The 16,374-nt window shown below is 61.8% G+C and carries 14 protein-coding genes; 9 read left to right on the forward strand and 5 right to left on the reverse strand.

Going from position 1 to position 16,374, the window contains the following annotated elements; all coding sequences use genetic code 11:
• Nucleotides 1-183: 183 nt before the first annotated feature.
• From GA0061100_RS24555 to hemW, 3 genes are read left to right on the forward strand one after another with little or no spacing between them, the layout of a single operon-like run.
• The gene (locus tag GA0061100_RS24555) at nt 184-600 is read left to right on the forward strand and encodes a VOC family protein (RefSeq protein ID WP_075855434.1); all 417 of its coding nucleotides are present in this window, start codon (nt 184-186) and stop codon (nt 598-600) included.
• 11 nt (nt 601-611) lie between these two features.
• Nucleotides 612-1,256, forward strand: a complete 645-nt coding sequence (gene rdgB / locus GA0061100_RS24560) for an RdgB/HAM1 family non-canonical purine NTP pyrophosphatase (protein ID WP_075855435.1) — start codon at nt 612-614, stop codon at nt 1,254-1,256.
• 36 nt (nt 1,257-1,292) lie between these two features.
• Nucleotides 1,293-2,468, forward strand: coding sequence for a radical SAM family heme chaperone HemW (gene hemW / locus GA0061100_RS24565; RefSeq protein ID WP_075855496.1), 1,176 nt, complete (start codon nt 1,293-1,295; stop codon nt 2,466-2,468).
• A 54-nt stretch (nt 2,469-2,522) separates the two neighbouring features.
• Here hemW and GA0061100_RS24570 read toward each other — a convergent pair whose 3' ends face one another.
• Nucleotides 2,523-3,446 carry a DMT family transporter gene (locus tag GA0061100_RS24570; RefSeq protein WP_075855436.1) on the reverse strand — a complete coding sequence of 308 codons (924 nt, stop codon included), beginning with the start codon at nt 3,444-3,446 and terminating at the stop codon, nt 2,523-2,525.
• A gap of 156 nt (nt 3,447-3,602) precedes the next feature.
• On the opposite strand from GA0061100_RS24570, the gene gcvA reads away from it, so the two are divergent.
• Nucleotides 3,603-4,499 (forward strand): transcriptional regulator GcvA, encoded by an 897-nt coding sequence (gene gcvA / locus GA0061100_RS24575; RefSeq protein ID WP_208621576.1) that lies wholly within the window; start codon nt 3,603-3,605, stop codon nt 4,497-4,499.
• 87 nt (nt 4,500-4,586) lie between these two features.
• Here gcvA and dnaA read toward each other — a convergent pair whose 3' ends face one another.
• The 4 genes from dnaA to mutM all read right to left on the reverse strand — a co-directional run bounded on the left by dnaA (nt 4,587) and on the right by mutM (nt 9,193).
• Nucleotides 4,587-6,137, reverse strand: coding sequence for a chromosomal replication initiator protein DnaA (gene dnaA, locus GA0061100_RS24580; protein WP_075855438.1), 1,551 nt, complete (start codon nt 6,135-6,137; stop codon nt 4,587-4,589).
• 872 nt (nt 6,138-7,009) lie between these two features.
• Nucleotides 7,010-7,285: a 30S ribosomal protein S20 gene (gene rpsT, locus GA0061100_RS24585; RefSeq protein ID WP_004108374.1), complete on the reverse strand. Its 276-nt coding sequence runs from the start codon at nt 7,283-7,285 to the stop codon at nt 7,010-7,012.
• Between the two features lie 193 nt (nt 7,286-7,478).
• Nucleotides 7,479-8,252, reverse strand: coding sequence for an enoyl-CoA hydratase (locus tag GA0061100_RS24590; protein ID WP_075855439.1), 774 nt, complete (start codon nt 8,250-8,252; stop codon nt 7,479-7,481).
• Between the two features lie 53 nt (nt 8,253-8,305).
• On the reverse strand, nt 8,306-9,193 hold the full coding sequence (mutM, locus tag GA0061100_RS24595) for a bifunctional DNA-formamidopyrimidine glycosylase/DNA-(apurinic or apyrimidinic site) lyase (RefSeq protein WP_075855440.1): 888 nt from the start codon (nt 9,191-9,193) through the stop codon (nt 8,306-8,308).
• A 245-nt stretch (nt 9,194-9,438) separates the two neighbouring features.
• Here mutM and ubiE point away from each other — a divergent pair, with 245 nt between their 5' ends.
• From ubiE to GA0061100_RS24620, 5 genes are all read left to right on the forward strand, one after another.
• Nucleotides 9,439-10,215 (forward strand): bifunctional demethylmenaquinone methyltransferase/2-methoxy-6-polyprenyl-1,4-benzoquinol methylase UbiE, encoded by a 777-nt coding sequence (gene ubiE / locus GA0061100_RS24600; protein ID WP_075855441.1) that lies wholly within the window; start codon nt 9,439-9,441, stop codon nt 10,213-10,215.
• 125 nt (nt 10,216-10,340) lie between these two features.
• Nucleotides 10,341-11,915, forward strand: a complete 1,575-nt coding sequence (gene ubiB, locus GA0061100_RS24605) for a 2-polyprenylphenol 6-hydroxylase (protein ID WP_075855442.1) — start codon at nt 10,341-10,343, stop codon at nt 11,913-11,915.
• A 176-nt stretch (nt 11,916-12,091) separates the two neighbouring features.
• Nucleotides 12,092-13,675 carry an aromatic amino acid lyase gene (locus GA0061100_RS24610; protein WP_075855443.1) on the forward strand — a complete coding sequence of 528 codons (1,584 nt, stop codon included), beginning with the start codon at nt 12,092-12,094 and terminating at the stop codon, nt 13,673-13,675.
• A gap of 40 nt (nt 13,676-13,715) precedes the next feature.
• On the forward strand, nt 13,716-15,101 hold the full coding sequence (locus tag GA0061100_RS24615) for a dihydroorotase (protein ID WP_075855444.1): 1,386 nt from the start codon (nt 13,716-13,718) through the stop codon (nt 15,099-15,101).
• Nucleotides 15,098-16,372, forward strand: coding sequence for a Zn-dependent hydrolase (locus tag GA0061100_RS24620; RefSeq protein ID WP_075855445.1), 1,275 nt, complete (start codon nt 15,098-15,100; stop codon nt 16,370-16,372). The genes GA0061100_RS24615 and GA0061100_RS24620 overlap by 4 nt, the downstream gene beginning before the upstream one ends.
• The last annotated feature ends 2 nt before the right edge of the window (nt 16,373-16,374 follow it).

Here is a 16,374-nt window from a genome sequence, read left to right on the forward strand (position 1 = left end):
CGAGCGTGCAGCTTGCCCCTCATCCGGCCTATCGGCCACCTTCTCCCCGTCTCGACGGGGAGAAGGGGCAAGACGCACCTTCCGTCATCTCTCTTCACCATGTTGAAATCGGCGGGCGATCAAGATTGAGATCGTCCCCTCTCCCCGCCTGCGGGGAGAGGGCTAGGGTGAGGGGCTAATCCGTTGACCAATGCGACACTCGCAGGCGTCCTTGAAACCGCACTCTATGCGGACGATCTCGATGCGGCCGAGGCCTTCTATGGTGGCGTACTCGGACTGCGGAAGATTTCGCGGGGCGGCAATCGCCACGTCTTTTATCGTTGCGGGCCGGGCGTGCTCTTGATCTTCAACAGCGGGGAAACGGTGAAGCCGCACGAACCGGGTGCCCTGCCCGTGCCGCCGCATGGCACGAAGGGGCATGGTCACGTGTGCTTCCGCGTCGATGGCAACGAGATCGAGGCCATGGCGCAGAAGCTGAAGGCTGCCGGTGTCGATATCGAAGCCGATTTTCACTGGCCGAATGGCGGCCGATCGATCTATTTCCGCGATCCGGCCGGCAACAGCCTGGAATGTGCCGAGCCCCGCATCTGGGGCCTTTGACAGGACAAGACATGCGCAAGCTCGATACCAAGACCATCGTCGTTGCCAGCCACAATGCCGGCAAGATCCAGGAAATTCGCGATCTCATCGGCCCTCTCGGCTTTGCCGCCAAGTCCGCTGCCGATCTCAACTTCATCGAGCCGGACGAGACGGGCACGACTTTCGAGGAAAATGCGACGATCAAGGCGCTTGCCTCTGCGAATGCTTCCGGCCTGCCGGCGCTCTCGGACGATTCCGGCCTGGTGATCGATGCGCTTGGCGGCGATCCCGGCGTCTATACCGCCAACTGGGCCGAAACGGCTGATGGCACGCGCGACTTCGCCATGGCAATGCAGAAGGTTGAGACCGCGCTTGAGAAGGCTGGCGCCGCCTCACCGGAGAGCCGCACGGCCCGCTTCGTCAGCGTACTCTGCCTTGCCTGGCCGGATGGACATACCGAGCTTTTCCGCGGCGAAGTCGAAGGCACCGTCGTCTGGCCGCCGCGCGGCACCCAGGGCTTCGGCTACGATCCGGTCTTCCAGCCGCAGGGATACGAGACCACGTTCGGCGAAATGAGCGCCGAGCAGAAGCATGGCTGGAAGCCGGGCGATGAGCAGGCGCTCTCGCATCGTGCCCGCGCCTTCAAGATCTTTGTCGAAACCTGCCTGGAGGCGTAAGCTTAGTTCGTGGAAATCGTGGATACCGAGGATCTGATGCGCGGAGCGCAATTGCTGCCCGATACCGGCGAACCCGGTTTCGGCATCTATGTGCATTGGCCTTTTTGCGCAGCAAAGTGTCCTTACTGCGATTTCAATAGCCACGTCCGGCATCAGCCTGTCGATCAGGAACGTTTTGCCGCCGCCTTTCTGAAGGAAATGGCGACGATGCGGATGATCAGCGGCCCGAAGACGGTGACCAGCGTCTTCCTCGGCGGCGGCACGCCTTCGCTGATGAAGCCCGAGACGGTTGGCGCCGTGCTCGATGGTATTGCCAGGACCTGGCATATGCCTGACGGCATCGAAATCACCATGGAGGCCAATCCCTCCAGCGTCGAGGCGGAACGCTTTCGCGGCTATCGCGCGGCTGGGGTCAACCGCGTCTCGATGGGCGTGCAGGCGCTGAACGACCGCGACCTGAAGTTCCTCGGCCGCCTGCACGATGTCGCCGATGCGCTGAAGGCGATCAGGCTGGCGCGCGAAATCTTTCCGCGCATGTCCTTCGATCTCATCTATGCCCGGCCGAACCAGACGGTCGAGGAATGGGAGCGCGAGCTGAAGGAGGCGATCTCCTATGCGGTCGATCATCTCTCGCTCTATCAATTGACCATCGAGGAAGGCACGCCTTTCTACGGCCTGCACAAGGCCGGCAAGCTGATCGTGCCCGACGGCGACCAGTCGGCGCTGCTCTATGAAGCGACACAGGAGATTACCGAGCGCGAGGGCATGCCGGCCTACGAGGTTTCCAACCACGCCCGTCCCGGCGCCGAAAGCCGTCATAACCTCACCTACTGGCGTTACGGCGACTATGCCGGCATCGGCCCCGGCGCGCATGGCCGCCTGACCCGTGGCCCCCAGAAGCTTGCGACCGCCACCGAGCGCAAGCCGGAGAGCTGGCTCGAGATGGTCGAGCGCGACGGCCACGGCATGGTCGACCAGGAAATGCTTGGGTTCGATGAGCAGGCCGACGAATTGCTACTGATGGGACTGCGGCTGCGCGAAGGCGTCGATCTCGCCCGCTGGCAGCAGCTTTCCGGCCGTGACCCTGATCCGCAGCGCGAGGCATTTTTACTGGAACACGGTTTCATAGAGCGGATCGGCAATTCCCGCCTGCGCTGCACGCCGGCGGGAATGCTGGTTCTCGATTCGGTCGTCGCCGATCTCGCCTGTTAATCCCCTCACCCTTGAGGGTGTCTCAGCTCTGACCGAGATCACCCCACCCTGGCACTACGTGCCGACCCTCCTTCTCAAGGGGAGGGTGAAGAGGCGTCCGTCGATTGCCGCAAGGCCGACCGCGATCAGCGCCATGCCGATGAAATGCTTCGGCTGCAGGCTCTCGCCAAGGATGAGCGCACCCAGCAGGATCGCGCTGACGGGGATGAGGAAGGTCACCAGCATCAGGTTGGTGGCGCCGGCCGTCGCAAGGATGCGGAAAAACAGCACATAGGCGACAGCGGTCGACAGGATTGCCAGGCCGGCGAGCGCCAGCCAGGTCTCGGTCGACGGCATTGCCAGCGTCCAGGGGCGATCCGCGAAGAGCGCGATCGGCAGCAGCAGAATGGCCGAGCCGGTGACCTGACCGGCGGCAGGAATGATCGGTGCGAGCCCCATGCGGCGGAAACGCCGACCGAATATGCCGGCCAGCGAATAGCTGAAAGCGGCGCCCAGCACGGCAAGCTGTGCCAGCACGTTCGAACCGAGGCTTGCGAGCACCGATGGGCCGATCATCAGGGCCACGCCGGCAAAGCCGACGATGACGCCGATCAGGCGATTGCCTGTCATCTTCTCATCCTCGGTCAGGAAGTGGGCCACGACGACGGCAAAGAGCGGCGTGGTGGCGTTGAGGATCGAGGCGAGCCCACTCGCGATATGCGTCTGCCCCCAGACGATCAGCAGGAACGGAATGACATTGTTGAGGAAGCCCATGCCGAAGAAGGCGAGCCAGGTCTGACGATCTTTCGGCATGGCGTGCCCCGTTGCACGCACGATGACATGCAGCGCAATGGCGGCGATCGCGACACGCGCGGTGACGATGGTGAAGGGCGGAAGCTCGCGCACCAGAATGCCGTTGAACAAGAAGGAGCCGCCCCAAAGAATGGACAGAGCGACCAGCATGCCCCACTCGACTGCGCCCATGGATTTCTGTGACATGAGACCATCTCCAGCATCTTACTGATTGAGTTTTACTTACTTACTGCTTTGCCTGACATCATTGCCAACCATCAGAATTGTTGCAATAATCTCGCGATATCGAGGCTCTGACAAACGAGTCTTTTTCGAACAATGATTTAGTCGAACTCAATCATCATGGATCAACTGCCATCCCTTTCGGCGCTGCGCGCCTTCGAAGCCTCCGCCCGGCACCTGAGCATGACGCTTGCCGCAAACGAGCTGCATGTGACGCCGGGTGCCATCAGCCTGCAGATCCGCGACCTCGAAAGCGCGCTCGGCGTGCGGCTTTTCGAGCGCCGGGCACGCAGCCTCGCCTTAACGACTAATGGAGCCGAATATTTCGCAACGATGCGGACGGCTTTCCGGCTCATCCGAGAGGCAACGGCAGCTCTCGCAATGCGCTCCAAGGATACAGTGCTGACCCTTACCTGCACCGCCGGCTTTGCCACACATTGGCTGGTGCCGCGGCTGCGACGCTTCGAGGAGGCGCATCCCGATATCGATCTGCGCATCAGCGCTTCCTACCGCATCATGGACTTCCACCGAGATGGGATCGACATCGCCATTCGTCACGGCCTCGGCGGCTACGAGGGATTGGCAAGCGAGAGATTCCTCGATGACGAATATGTTCCGGTCTGTACGCCGGAGATGGCGGCGGCACTCGGCCCCTCCCCTGCGGTCGACGATCTCGCCACACTGACGTTGATCCACGATGTCTATCGGCGCGACTGGGAGCTCTGGCTGCAGGCCGTCGGGGCAACGCGGGTGGATGCCATGCATGGGCCGGTCTTCACGGACGGCATGGGCGCCTACCACGCCATGAAAGCAGGGCTCGGCATCGCCTTGATGCGCCGGTCCTTCGTGGAGCAGGAACTGGCGGAAGGCACGCTCGTTGCGCCCTTCCCGACCGGATTTGCGAGCGCACTCGCCTATCATCTCGTCTATCAGCCGGGTGCGCTGGAAAGGCCGGCAATCGCGGCGCTGCGGGCCTGGCTGTTTTCCGAGGTCTCGCGCACGACGCCGCCGGCGTAGCCGTGCTTTCGTTCCGGCTATCATCCCAAAAGAAACGGCCGGCGATCAAGCCGGCCGTAGACTGTATAGTGAAGCCGATCGCTCGGCTTATTCGTTGATGAGGCGCTTCAGCAGCTCGATCTCATGCGACAGCTTGCTATCGCCGGAAATCAGTTCCTCGATCTTGCGCACCGCATGCAGCACGGTCGTGTGATCGCGACCACCGAAGCGACGGCCGATCTCCGGGAAGGAGCGCGGCGTGAGCGTCTTCGACAGATACATGGCGATCTGGCGCGGCTTGACGATGACGCGCGTGCGGCGGTTCGAGACCAGCTCCTGGCGCGAGACATTGTAGTGACGTGCGACGATGCGCTGGATGTCCTCGATGCGGACACGGCGCGGTTCGCCGGAACCAACCAGATGCGCAAGCAGCTCGTCGACACGCTCAACCGTCAGGTTCGGCTCGAAGGAGCGACGGAAGATGAGCTGGTTGAAGGCTCCCTCCAGCTCGCGGCCGCTGGCGGTCACATTGCGGGCGACATGCGAGAGGATCTCCGCCGGGATTTCCAGCGACGGATCGTCCTGACGGGCAGCATCGAGGCGGCGCTTGAGGATCTCAAGGCGCATTTCATAGTCCGGTGCCTCGACTTCGATCGCCACGCCGCCCTGCAGGCGCGAACGCACGCGCGGGTCGAGCGATTCCAGCTCCCAGGGAGCGCGATCAGCAGCAACGACGACCTGCTTGGCGCTGTCGAGCAGCATGTTCAGGAGATGGCAGAACTCGTGCTGGATCATCTTGCCCTGCAGGAACTGCATGTCGTCGATGATGAGCAGGTCGATGTTGCGTAGCGAGTCCTTCAGCGTCAGCGCGTCATTGTCGCGGATCGCGGTTGCGAAGCGCCACATGAAGTATTCCGCCGTCAGATAGACGACCCGCAGGCCGCGCGGGTTCTGCACGGCTGCATTGGCGATCGCCTGCAGCAGATGGGTCTTGCCGAGACCGACCGTTGCATGGACGAAGAGCGGGTTGAAGCGCACCGCGCCGGAGCCGGCTTCAGCGATAGTCTTAGCCGCTGCCAGGCTAACACGGTTCGAGCCGCCTTCGACGAAAGTATCGAAAGTGAAGCGGGAATCGAGCGGAGAGCCGAAAAGCGGCGCACCTGCCGTTGCGGGCCGCGCAGCCGCAGCTGCACCCACGGCCTGGGCAACGACCTGACCGGCTGGCTGAGCGACGGCGCGACGGATCGGAGCGACAGCCGCTTGATCCGGCACGGCCGGCTGCTCGTCGGCGCATGGCTTCGCGCCCTGCCGGGTCGCAGTGCGCACCAGAATTTCGACTTTGAGTATCTCGGCATCCTCAGCCTGGAACAGGCTGGTAATCAGGTCGAGATAGCGATTGTTGATCCATGACTTCAGAAAAGTCGTCGGGACCGTGAGACGAACGACGCTCTTCGATACCGAATGAAGCTTGAGCCGCGCAAACCAGCTGGCATAGACATCGGGTCCGACCTGAGCTTTCAAGCGCGCGCTGACGCGCTCGAACAAATTACTTTGCGCCACGTCACCCTTTTCCCCCGCCGCTTCTAAGCAAACCGCACCGAACGCCTGCGCATTGTCCCCATTTTCCAACGCACCCGTCGTCCTCGTATGTATCTGCATATAGTGCCGCCTTCCACAGTCTCTTTATAGGGCGAGAGCACTTCACTGCCGCCCTTGGTTCTTCGCCATGGCATGACGGTCACGCTCGTTGTCTCAAGCTGCGCCGCATACCGGTTCATCAGCCACGCCCGGCCAGCGGGCTTTACAGAAGCACTGTGGCGAAAACCGCTCTTCAAAGCTGTTCTCGTCCCGGCGTCTGTAACCGGAGCATCAATCGGCCCTCGTATTCCGACTGAATGCCCCGACGGCTGTCAATTTTTCTCCCCTCCCTGCAGCCACGCCAATAAATTGGGCCGCAAAGGACAGACAAGCTTCCTCGTTCCGCAAGCGCTGCCGCTTCCGGTTTTTACTCGTCAACTGTTTGAAAAAACGAAACTGAACTGCTCCGTTACAAGAGACAAAACCACCCACACCGTCCTAAGCGACGATGTTTGCCGAAGCTGTTTAAGGTGAGATCCGCGCCCCTTGTTGAAAAGCATTTAGGCAGGATCGAAGGCAGATATCAACGATGAATTTTACACAAAATTAAGAGGCAGCCATTGACTCGGGAGGTCATTTTTGACTGTCACAAGCCCTTCAAAAAAGAATCGCTGTTGAATCAAAGAGATTCCTGCCGAGCGCGATTCCCACAGCTTTCAAAAGAAAAAAAATAAAAAATCCCTTGACTCAGTTGTGAGCCGGCAATGCGTCATGCAGATCACCCAGCGCTGGGATATCCTGCCGCAAGCCCTTGTTTCCAAAGGTATATTTCTGTCACGTCAATGACATGATCGGCCGGCCATTTTTGGCAATGCGGCATTTTTTTGGCCGAATCCAAAAAGCCCGGCGCGAGGGCCGGGCTTAACTCTAACGATTAAATCGTTAACGAAAGATTATGCAGTCGGGGCCGAAAGAGCCTTCACACGCTTGGCAAGACGCGAAACCTTGCGGGAAGCGGTGTTGGCGTGAAGCACGCCCTTGGTGGCTGCGCGAGCCAGCTCCGGCTGAGCAGCAACGAAAGCTGCCTTTGCGCGATCTGCATCACCCGATGCGATGGCTTCTTCGACCTGGCGAACGAACGTGCGAACGCGCGAGCGACGAGCCTTGTTGACATCGGTGCGGCGGGCGATCTTGCGGGTCGCTTTTTTCGCCGAGGTAGTATTGGCCATGTATGCCTCTCTTAGAATTCGAACAAAACTCCATCGTTGCAGCGCGGGCCCTGCGGCCACTTCATCCAGCAATGCGGGAGCAATTGCGGAAAACCAGAGCGGCTTTCCAAACTGTGGCGGGCATATAACCGGAATGAGCCGCGGCGTCAACGCGGATTCTCGCCAAACCCGCGTAATTCCTCAATCCCGGCCCCTAGCGGTTCTTGAAGGACGGCTTGCGCTTCTCGACGAAGGCCGCCATGCCCTCCTTCTGATCCTCCGTGGCAAACAGGCTATGGAACAGGCGGCGCTCGAACCGCAGTCCCTCCTCGAGCGTGGTTTCGAAAGCACGGTTGACCGCTTCCTTGGCCATCAGCACCGAAGGCCGCGACAGCGATGCGATCTTGGCGGCGGCGGCCAGCGCCTCGTCCAAGAGCTTGTCTGCCGGCACGACGCGCGCCACGAGACCTGCACGCTCCGCCTCTGCCGCATCCATCATCCGGCCGGTCAACACCAGATCCATCGCCTTCGCCTTGCCGACGGCACGTGTGAGTCGCTGGGAGCCGCCCATGCCGGGAATGACGCCGAGCGTAATTTCCGGCTGGCCGAATTTGGCGGTTTCCGAAGCGATGATGAAATCGCACATCATCGCCACTTCGCAGCCGCCGCCGAGCGCAAAGCCGCTGACCGCCGCGATGACGGGCTTGCGGGCATTGGCGATCTCGGCCCAGCCGCTGAAGAGGTCATTCTTATAGGCGTCGACGAAATCGAGCGACTGCATTTCCTTGATATCGGCGCCGGCGGCAAAGGCTTTTTCCGAACCGGTGAGCACGATCGCTCCGATGGCATCATCGAGATGAAAAGCGGCATAGGCCTGCTTCAGCTCCGAGAGGACGGTTGAGTTCAGCGCATTCAGCGCCTGCGGCCGATTGATCCTGACGAGACCGACGGCACCATGTGTTTCGACGATGAGGGTTTCGTAAGCCACTTCTCTCTCCCGTTAAATCAGCTTTGGCCCTTTAAAACAGCTTGGCCCTTCAATCAGCCCTGGCAGGAGGCGCAGTAGAAAGAAGAGCGCCCCGCCTGGACGATGCGGCTGACCGTACCGCCGCAACCGGGCGTACTGCAAGGCTGCGCCTCACGATCATAGACGGAAAAGGAATGCTGGAAATAGCCGAGCGAACCGTCCGTCTGGATATGATCGCGCAAGGACGAGCCACCTGCGGCGATCGCATCGGCAATGACCTCCCGGATCGCCTCGACCAGCGTCAGCAGCGCTTCGGTCGGCTTGCCGGTATCCGTCACCAGCGTGCCAGCGGCGCGCAGCGGCGACAGGTGGGAGCGCCACAGTGCCTCGCACACATATATATTGCCAAGGCCGGCGATATTCTTCTGGTCGAGCAATGCGCTTTTCAGTGGCTGCGCCTTGCCAAGAAAACGCTTAGCCAGGTAATCAGCGCCGAGTTCATTACCCGTGGGTTCCGGACCGAGATCGCGGAAGAAGGGATGCGTGGCCATATCGGCCCGCCTGACGATGTCCATGAAGCCGAAGCGGCGCGGGTCATTATAGATGACGCGCGCATTGCCGCTGCCGGCTGTCAGATGGAAGACGACATGATCGTGTTTCTCGTCCTTGGAGCGTGGATGATGGAAGGTTCCGGGTGTCTCCGCCGCCCCTGCCTCCACCCGGAACGAGCCGGACATGCCGAGATGCGCGATGATGGTCTTGCCATCTTCCAGATCGATCAGCAGGTACTTGGCGCGGCGCGACAGCGACGTGATGCCGCGGCCCGAAACATGCCGGGCGAAATCGGCGGGGAAAGGAAAGCGCAGATCGTTGCGGCGCAGTTCCAGTTCCCTGAGAACAGCACCTTCCATGGAGGGCGCCAGCCCGCGTCTGACCGTTTCGACCTCTGGTAATTCCGGCATGGCTATCCATCTTTATGTTTCAACCGCTTATGATCTGGGCTATAGCCCAAAGCATCGCGGCTGGTGATCTGGCTGATGAGATAGCGTGGCAATCGCGATTTCGCTATGGTCCGCCGCGGAATACTGCATAATTCCTTGGATCGGAATCGATCTAAAATTGAAATTATGTAGACGATTTAATGTGTTACGGCGACCTTGCGCATCACATATGACGCGCGGCGCTGTAGCGTAACGGAGTTGAGCCGATGGCAGAAAGCCGCACCTCCGCCGATGGCGGCATGGAAACATCCTATGGCTTCCGCGAAGTGGCCGATGGCGAAAAGCAGGGCCTCGTCAACGAGGTGTTCCATAAGGTCGCCAAGCGCTACGACGTCATGAACGACGTCATGTCCATGGGCATGCATCGCGCCTGGAAGGATGCGATGGTTGCGGCGCTCAACCCCCGCAAGGATCCGTCCTACAAGCTGCTCGACGTGGCGGGCGGCACGGGCGATATCGCTTTTCGCATCGTGGAAGCCTCGAACCGGCTCGCGCATGCGACCGTGCTCGACATCAACGGCTCGATGCTTGCCGTCGGCGCCGAGCGCGCGGAAAAGAAGAAGCTTTCGGACAACCTCACCTTCGTCGAGGCGAATGCCGAGGAACTGCCCTTCGAGCCGAATTCCTTCGACGCCTATACGATCGCTTTCGGCATCCGCAACGTGCCGCGTATTGATGTCGCGCTGAAGGAAGCCTATCGCGTGCTGAAGCGCGGCGGCCGGCTGCTCGTGCTCGAATTCTCCGAAGTCGATCTGCCGCTGCTCGACCGCGTTTACGACGCCTGGTCCTTCAACGCCATTCCGAAATTCGGCAAGGCGATCACAGGCGATGCCGAGCCCTATCAGTATCTGGTGGAATCGATCCGCAAGTTCCCGAACCAGCAGGACTTCGCGACGATGATCCGCGAGGCCGGCTTCTCGCGCGTGAGCTTCACCAATTATACCGGCGGCATCGCCGCGCTGCACTCCGGCTGGAAGCTCTGAAGCATGATGTCGAGCCATGCGATGCGGCTTATGGCCTCCGCTTTCCGAGACCTTGAGGCTCTATCTTTTTGTTTTGACGCAATTCCTGACGAAAAACCGCTACGCACTTTTCCTGGAACTGCTCTATGAGTGCTTTCAGCGCATATTTCGGCCTGATCCGGGTCGGCTGGGTGCTCGTGCGCGAAGGCGTGGTCATGGCGCTGCCGTCGGAAGGGTTGCCACCCTCCGTCAGCCTCGCCAAATCCTTCGTCAGCATCTTTGCGCGCAGGAAGGCGAAGAGCCAGGCGCGTAGCGACCGGCTGGCGCAGGCGGTGGAACGGCTCGGCCCCTCCTATGTGAAGATCGGCCAATTTCTGGCGACCCGGCCCGACGTCGTCGGTGTCGACATGGCAAACGACCTGTCGAAGCTTCAGGACCGGATGGCCTTCTTCCCGCATGAGACTGCAACCGCAGCCATCGAGTCTTCGCTTGGCCGGCGGATCGACGATCTCTATGCCAGCTTCGGCGAGCCGATTGCAGCAGCTTCGATAGCACAGGTACATCCGGCGGAGGTCGACACGGCCGAAGGCCGCAAGCGCGTTGCCGTCAAGGTGATACGGCCGGGCGTGCGCCAACGTTTTTCCAACGATATCAGAGCGATGTATCTCGTCTCGCGGCTGCAGGAGCGTTTCATGCCTTCCAGCCGTCGTCTTCGGCCGGTGGAAGTGACGAAGACGCTCGAGCAGACCACGAAGGTCGAGATGGATCTGCGGCTGGAAGCGGCCGCGCTCTCGGAAATTGCCGAAAATACCGAGAAGGATCCGGGCTTCCGCGTTCCGAAGGTGGATTGGGAACGCACGGGGCGCGACGTCATCACCATGGAGTGGATCGACGGCGTGAAGATGTCCGACGTCGAGGGGCTGAAGGCCGCCGGCCACGACCTCAACATGCTCGCCGACGCGCTGATCCAGTCCTTCCTCCGCCATACGCTGCGCGACGGCTTCTTCCATGCCGACATGCATCCCGGCAACCTCTTTGTCGATGCGGCCGGCATGATCGTCGCCGTCGACATGGGCATTGTCGGCCGTCTGGGCAAGAAGGAGCGCCGCTTCCTCGCCGAAATCCTCTACGGCTTCATTACCCGCGACTATGTCCGCGTCGCAGAGGTGCATTTCGAGGCCGGCTATGTGCCCGCGCATCACAATACAGAGAGCTTCGCTCAGGCCATCCGCGCGATCGGCGAGCCGATCCATGGACAGCCGGCCGAGACGATCTCCATGGGCAAGCTTCTGACCCTGCTGTTTGAAGTGACCGAACTCTTCGACATGGAAACACGGCCCGAACTGGTGATGCTGCAGAAGACCATGGTGGTGGTCGAGGGCGTGTCGCGCATGCTCAATCCGCGCTTCAACATGTGGAAAGCATCAGAACCGGTGGTCGGCGACTGGATCCGCACCAATCTCGGCCCCAAGCGGATCATGACCGACCTGAAGGACGGCTTGAAGGCCGCGGTGAAGCTTGCCGAAGCGGCACCTGAAATCGCCGCCAAGACCGAGAAGTTCCATCACGAACTCCTGCACATGAGCGAAAACGGCCTGCGCTTCGATCCGCAGACGGCAGAAGCGATCGGCAAGGCTGAAGCCAAGCACAGCCGCTCCGGTCGTTTCGCGCTATGGGTGATTGCGCTGACGCTGCTCTATATCGCCTGGCATGTGAGCTAACCCGCAAAGCCCACCGTGTTTCGTCGAAGTACTGGACCCGCGCAAACACAGAGTTGCGCGGCGGCTGAACTCGCTCCAAAATTCAATCCTATGCCGCCTATCGAGGTGTTCGCCATTTGGGATATCCCATTGGCGATAAGGCTCGCATAGCCTTGCGAAAAAGGAGAACAAAAGACATGGAGCGTCAGAGAGCCGGCATCGAACTCACCGGGCAACCCCTTGGGTTCAGCGACCTGGTGCGGATCGGGGCGGGTGTCGCCCTGCCCTCGGCATCGGAAACCGGCATGGCGCGGGTGCGGCTGGCGCGCAGCGTTCTTGAAAGCACGATCCAATCCGGCATGCCCGTCTATGGCTCCACCACCGGCGTCGGCGCCATGAAGGATGTCGAGTGGTCTCCCGAAGATCTCGATGCCTTCAATCTCGGCCTCGTGCGCGCCCATCACTTCGGCACCGGCGCACCCTTTTCCATGTCGGTCGTCCGCAATGCCATGGCGATCCGGGTCAACACTGCTCTCACCGGCCAGGTCGGATGCTCGCAGGAACTGATCCAGGCCTATCTGCAGCTTCTCAGCGCCGACGTCATTCCCGTCGTCCGCCGCACCGGTTCGATCGGCTGCGCCGATATCGGCCTGATGGGGCAGATCGGCGCAGTTCTGACGGGCGTTGGTGAAGCAGTCTATCGCGGCCGTCGCATGCAGGCGGCCGATGCCTTCGATGCTGCCGGCATCGCTCCCGTAAGGATGATGCCGCGCGACAGCCTCGCTTCGCTCAGCGTCAATGCCGTCAGCTTTGCCGCCGCTGCCGAGACAACCCGCAATGCCGCCGCGTCGATCCGCGTCCTGCTTGCGACCGGTATGATGGCGGCCGGCGCGCTCGGCGCTTCGCGCGATCCCTGGATTTCGGTGCGCCATGTCGGCACTGCCCGCGAAGCTCTGATCGGCGCTTGGCTCTGCAATGCCTCGGACGAATGGCCCTGGCCGGTCGCAACCCATGTGCAGGACCCGCTGAGCCTGCGCATGATCGCCCAGGTCTTTGGCGCCGTCATCGAAAACCTGCTCACGGCAGGCCACAAGATCCTCGCCGCCACCGGCCGCTCGGACGACAATCCCGTCATCGTCGACGGGCGTGTGATGACCTCGGGTGGCTCCCTTCCGCTGGATGTCACCGTGCTTCTCGAAGCAGCCGTCATCTGCATGGCCCACGCCGCGCGCAACGCCTTCAATCGCTGCGTCCTGCTCGGCAATGGCCAGCGTCGCGGCCTGCCGGTCAATCTCGTTCCGGAAGGAAAGATCGCGACCGGCTTCGGCCCGATCATCAAGCTGGCAGGCGAAATCTTCTCGCGCGTTCTGTCCATGTCCAATCCGGTCTCGGCCCAGTCGCTGGTAGTTGCCGCCGGGATGGAAGACGAGGCTGCCTTCCTGCCGCTCGTCATCGAGCGTTTCGAGCGGCAGATGCGGGCGCTGAAACGCCTGGCGGCGCTCGAAGCCCTGCTTTCGGCCCAAGCCATGGATATTCTCGGCGACAAGCCGGAAGGTGTCGCGCGCATGCTCTACGACGTCGTGCGCAAACATGCGGATTTCTATGTCGTCGACCGTCCCCTTTCGGCCGAAGTCGAGGCGATCGAGGAAGAACTGGCCTCAGAGGCGTTCGTTTCGGAATTGATCGCCCATAAGCCCATCATCGCCTATGATGATTTCTTTGCGCTCGGCTCGCTGGAGCGGGTCGAAGAGCGGCTTTATCACGACACCGTTGCCATCTGAACCAACCGACTGAACCAACCGACCGGCGGAGAGAATGCACATGGCCGATTTCGATCTAGTTCTGCAAGGCACCGTGGTTTTGCCTGGACGCATCGTGGAAGCCGGCTATGTCGCCGTCAGCGACGGCAAGATCGCCGAGGTGGGCATCGGCGTGCCGCCGGCTGCCCGCGAGCGGCATCTACTCGGCAAGGCGCTGATCCTGCCTGGCGCGATCGACGCGCAAACCCACTCCCTGTCCCAGAAGGATCAGGAGGATTTCATCTGGTCAACGCGTTCGGCAGCCGCTGGCGGCGTCACCACCATCGTCGATATGCCCTATGACGAAGGCAATCTCGTCTGCTCGGCAGCATCGGTGAAGAAGAAGATCGATCATGCCGCGCCGCAATCGCGCGTCGACTTCGCCCTCTATGGCACGATCGACCCGGAAGAAGGCCCGGCGCGTATCGCCGAGATGGTCGAGGCCGGTGTCGCCGCCTTCAAATTCTCCACCTTCGGCACGGATCCGAAACGCTTTCCGCGCATTCCGCCCGCCCTGCTCGATGCCTGCTTTGCCGCGATCGCGTCAACGGGCCTGACCGCCGGCGTCCACAACGAGGATGACGAAGCGGTGCGCGCCTATATGGAGCAGGTCAAGGCAAGCGGTGTTACCGACTACCGCGCCCACGGCCTTTCCCGCCCACCAATTACCGAGCTTCTCGCCATGCATACGATCTTCGAGACGGGTGCAGATACCGGCTGCCCGGCGCATGTCGTGCATTGCTCGCTCGGCCGCGGCTACGACATCGCCCGCGCCTATCGCCGCGACGGCTTCGAAGCGACAGTCGAATGCTGCATCCATTACCTGACGCTCGACGAAGAAAACGATGTGCGGCGTCTCGGCGGCAAGGCGAAAATCAATCCGCCCATCCGCCCGCGCGCCGAAGTGGAAACCTTGTGGCGCAAAGTGGCGGAGGGCAATGTCTGGCTCGTCTCGACCGACCACGTCAGCTGGTCGGAAAACCGCAAGACCAATCCGGACATGCTGGCGAACGCTTCCGGCGTGCCGGGACTGGAGGTCATGGTGCCGCTCTTCGTCAAGGGAGCTCTGCAACGCGGCGTGCCGCTTACCTGGGCCGCGAAGCTGATGGCGGAGAACCCGGCCAGGCATTTCCGCCTCGACCACGTCAAGGGCGCGCTGACGCCGGGCAAGGATGCCGACATCGTCGTGCTGGAGCCACGCGAAATGGTTTATGACGCAGCGGCAAGCGGCAACAACGTCGTCGGCTGGAGCCCCTATAACGGTATCCGCCTGCCCTGGACTGTGTCCGCCGCCTATCTTAGAGGCAAGCAGATTACCGAGGGACAGAAGGTGCTGGCCGAACCCGGCTCCGGCAGCTTTGTCCGTCCCTTGCCTCGCCAAATTCTTGCCGGAGATGCAGCCCGATGACCGACCCCAAGCGCCACAACCTGCCCGTCAACGCCGATCGTATCGCCGAGGATATCGATGCGCTCGCCGGCATCACCGATCCGGGCCATCCCTGGACGCGTCGCGCCTTCTCCCCGCTTTTCCTTGAAGGGCGCGCCTATATCGACGCGCGGATGAAGGCGGCGGGGCTTGAGACCCGGATCGATGCCGCCGGCAATCTGATCGGCCGGCGCGCAGGCGCCAAGCCGGGCCTCGGCACGATCCTTGTCGGCTCGCATTCCGACACCGTTCCCGATGGCGGCCGCTTCGACGGCATTGCCGGCACGATCGCGGCACTTGAAGTCGCGCGCTCCTTGAAGGATCGCGGCATCGAACTCGACCACGATCTGGAGATCGTCGATTTCCTGGCTGAGGAAGTCAGCATCTTCGGCGTCTCCTGCATCGGCAGCCGCGGCATGACCGGACAGATTCCCGAGGCGTGGCTTTCCCGCATGAGCGGCGACCGCACGCTGTCGCAGGGCATTGCCGAAGTCGGCGGCGATCCTTCGGTGCTGCTCTCCCAGAAGCGCCCGGATCTCGCCGGTTTTCTGGAGCTGCATATCGAGCAGGGTCCGGTGCTGGAAGCCGAGAACAAGGATATCGGCATCGTCACCGCGATCGCCGGCATCACCCGCATCGAAATCACCGTGGAAGGTCGCGCAGATCACGCCGGCACGACGCCGATGGATCGCCGCGCGGATGCGCTGGTAGCGGCCTCGCGATTGGTCCTTGACATTCGCCAACGCGCCGCCGAACAGGCAAAGACGCCGGGCCATTTCGCCGCGACCGTCGGCGAATTCCGCATCGAGCCGAATGCCGCCAATGTCGTACCCTCGAAGGTCGTTCTGCTGATCGACGGCCGTGCCGAAATCCGCGGCGACATGGAGGATTTCCTCACCTGGATCGACGGCGAGGTGAAGACCATTGCCGCCGATTACGGCGTGACGATCAATACGCCGGTGCGCGTCTCCGACAACATGCCGACGCCGGGCGCGCCGGTGCTGCTCGAAACGCTCGAGCGCGCCTGCGAGACGGTCGGCGCCAAGCATCGCCGCATGGCCTCCGGCGCCGGCCATGACACGGCCTGGATCGCCAAGGTCGCCCCTGCCGCCATGATCTTCGTGCCCTGCAAGGAAGGCCGCAGCCACTGCGCCGAGGAGTGGGCCGAGAATGACGACATCGCCATGGGTGCCGCCGTGCTCTTCGAAGCGGTGCGCGACATGGACAAGAACCTCAAACAGAACCGGGAGTAGCC

The sequence above is a fragment of the Martinezella hainanensis genome, from assembly GCF_900094555.1.
GTDB lineage: Bacteria > Pseudomonadota > Alphaproteobacteria > Rhizobiales > Rhizobiaceae > Rhizobium > Rhizobium hainanense.

Bases quoted from the DNA above. Each gene is read 5' to 3' on its own strand.
- rdgB (WP_075855435.1), top strand. From the start codon at position 612: ATGCGCAAGCTCGATACCAAGACCATCGTCGTTGCCAGCCACAATGCC.
- hemW (WP_075855496.1), top strand. From the start codon at position 1,293: ATGCGCGGAGCGCAATTGCTGCCCGATACCGGCGAACCCGGTTTCGGC.
- GA0061100_RS24570 (WP_075855436.1), bottom strand. From the start codon at position 3,446: ATGTCACAGAAATCCATGGGCGCAGTCGAGTGGGGCATGCTGGTCGCT.
- gcvA (WP_208621576.1), top strand. From the start codon at position 3,603: ATGGATCAACTGCCATCCCTTTCGGCGCTGCGCGCCTTCGAAGCCTCC.
- dnaA (WP_075855438.1), bottom strand. From the start codon at position 6,137: ATGCAGATACATACGAGGACGACGGGTGCGTTGGAAAATGGGGACAAT.
- rpsT (WP_004108374.1), bottom strand. From the start codon at position 7,285: ATGGCCAATACTACCTCGGCGAAAAAAGCGACCCGCAAGATCGCCCGC.
- mutM (WP_075855440.1), bottom strand. From the start codon at position 9,193: ATGCCGGAATTACCAGAGGTCGAAACGGTCAGACGCGGGCTGGCGCCC.
- ubiE (WP_075855441.1), top strand. From the start codon at position 9,439: ATGGCAGAAAGCCGCACCTCCGCCGATGGCGGCATGGAAACATCCTAT.
- ubiB (WP_075855442.1), top strand. From the start codon at position 10,341: ATGAGTGCTTTCAGCGCATATTTCGGCCTGATCCGGGTCGGCTGGGTG.
- GA0061100_RS24610 (WP_075855443.1), top strand. From the start codon at position 12,092: ATGGAGCGTCAGAGAGCCGGCATCGAACTCACCGGGCAACCCCTTGGG.
- GA0061100_RS24615 (WP_075855444.1), top strand. From the start codon at position 13,716: ATGGCCGATTTCGATCTAGTTCTGCAAGGCACCGTGGTTTTGCCTGGA.
- GA0061100_RS24620 (WP_075855445.1), top strand. From the start codon at position 15,098: ATGACCGACCCCAAGCGCCACAACCTGCCCGTCAACGCCGATCGTATC.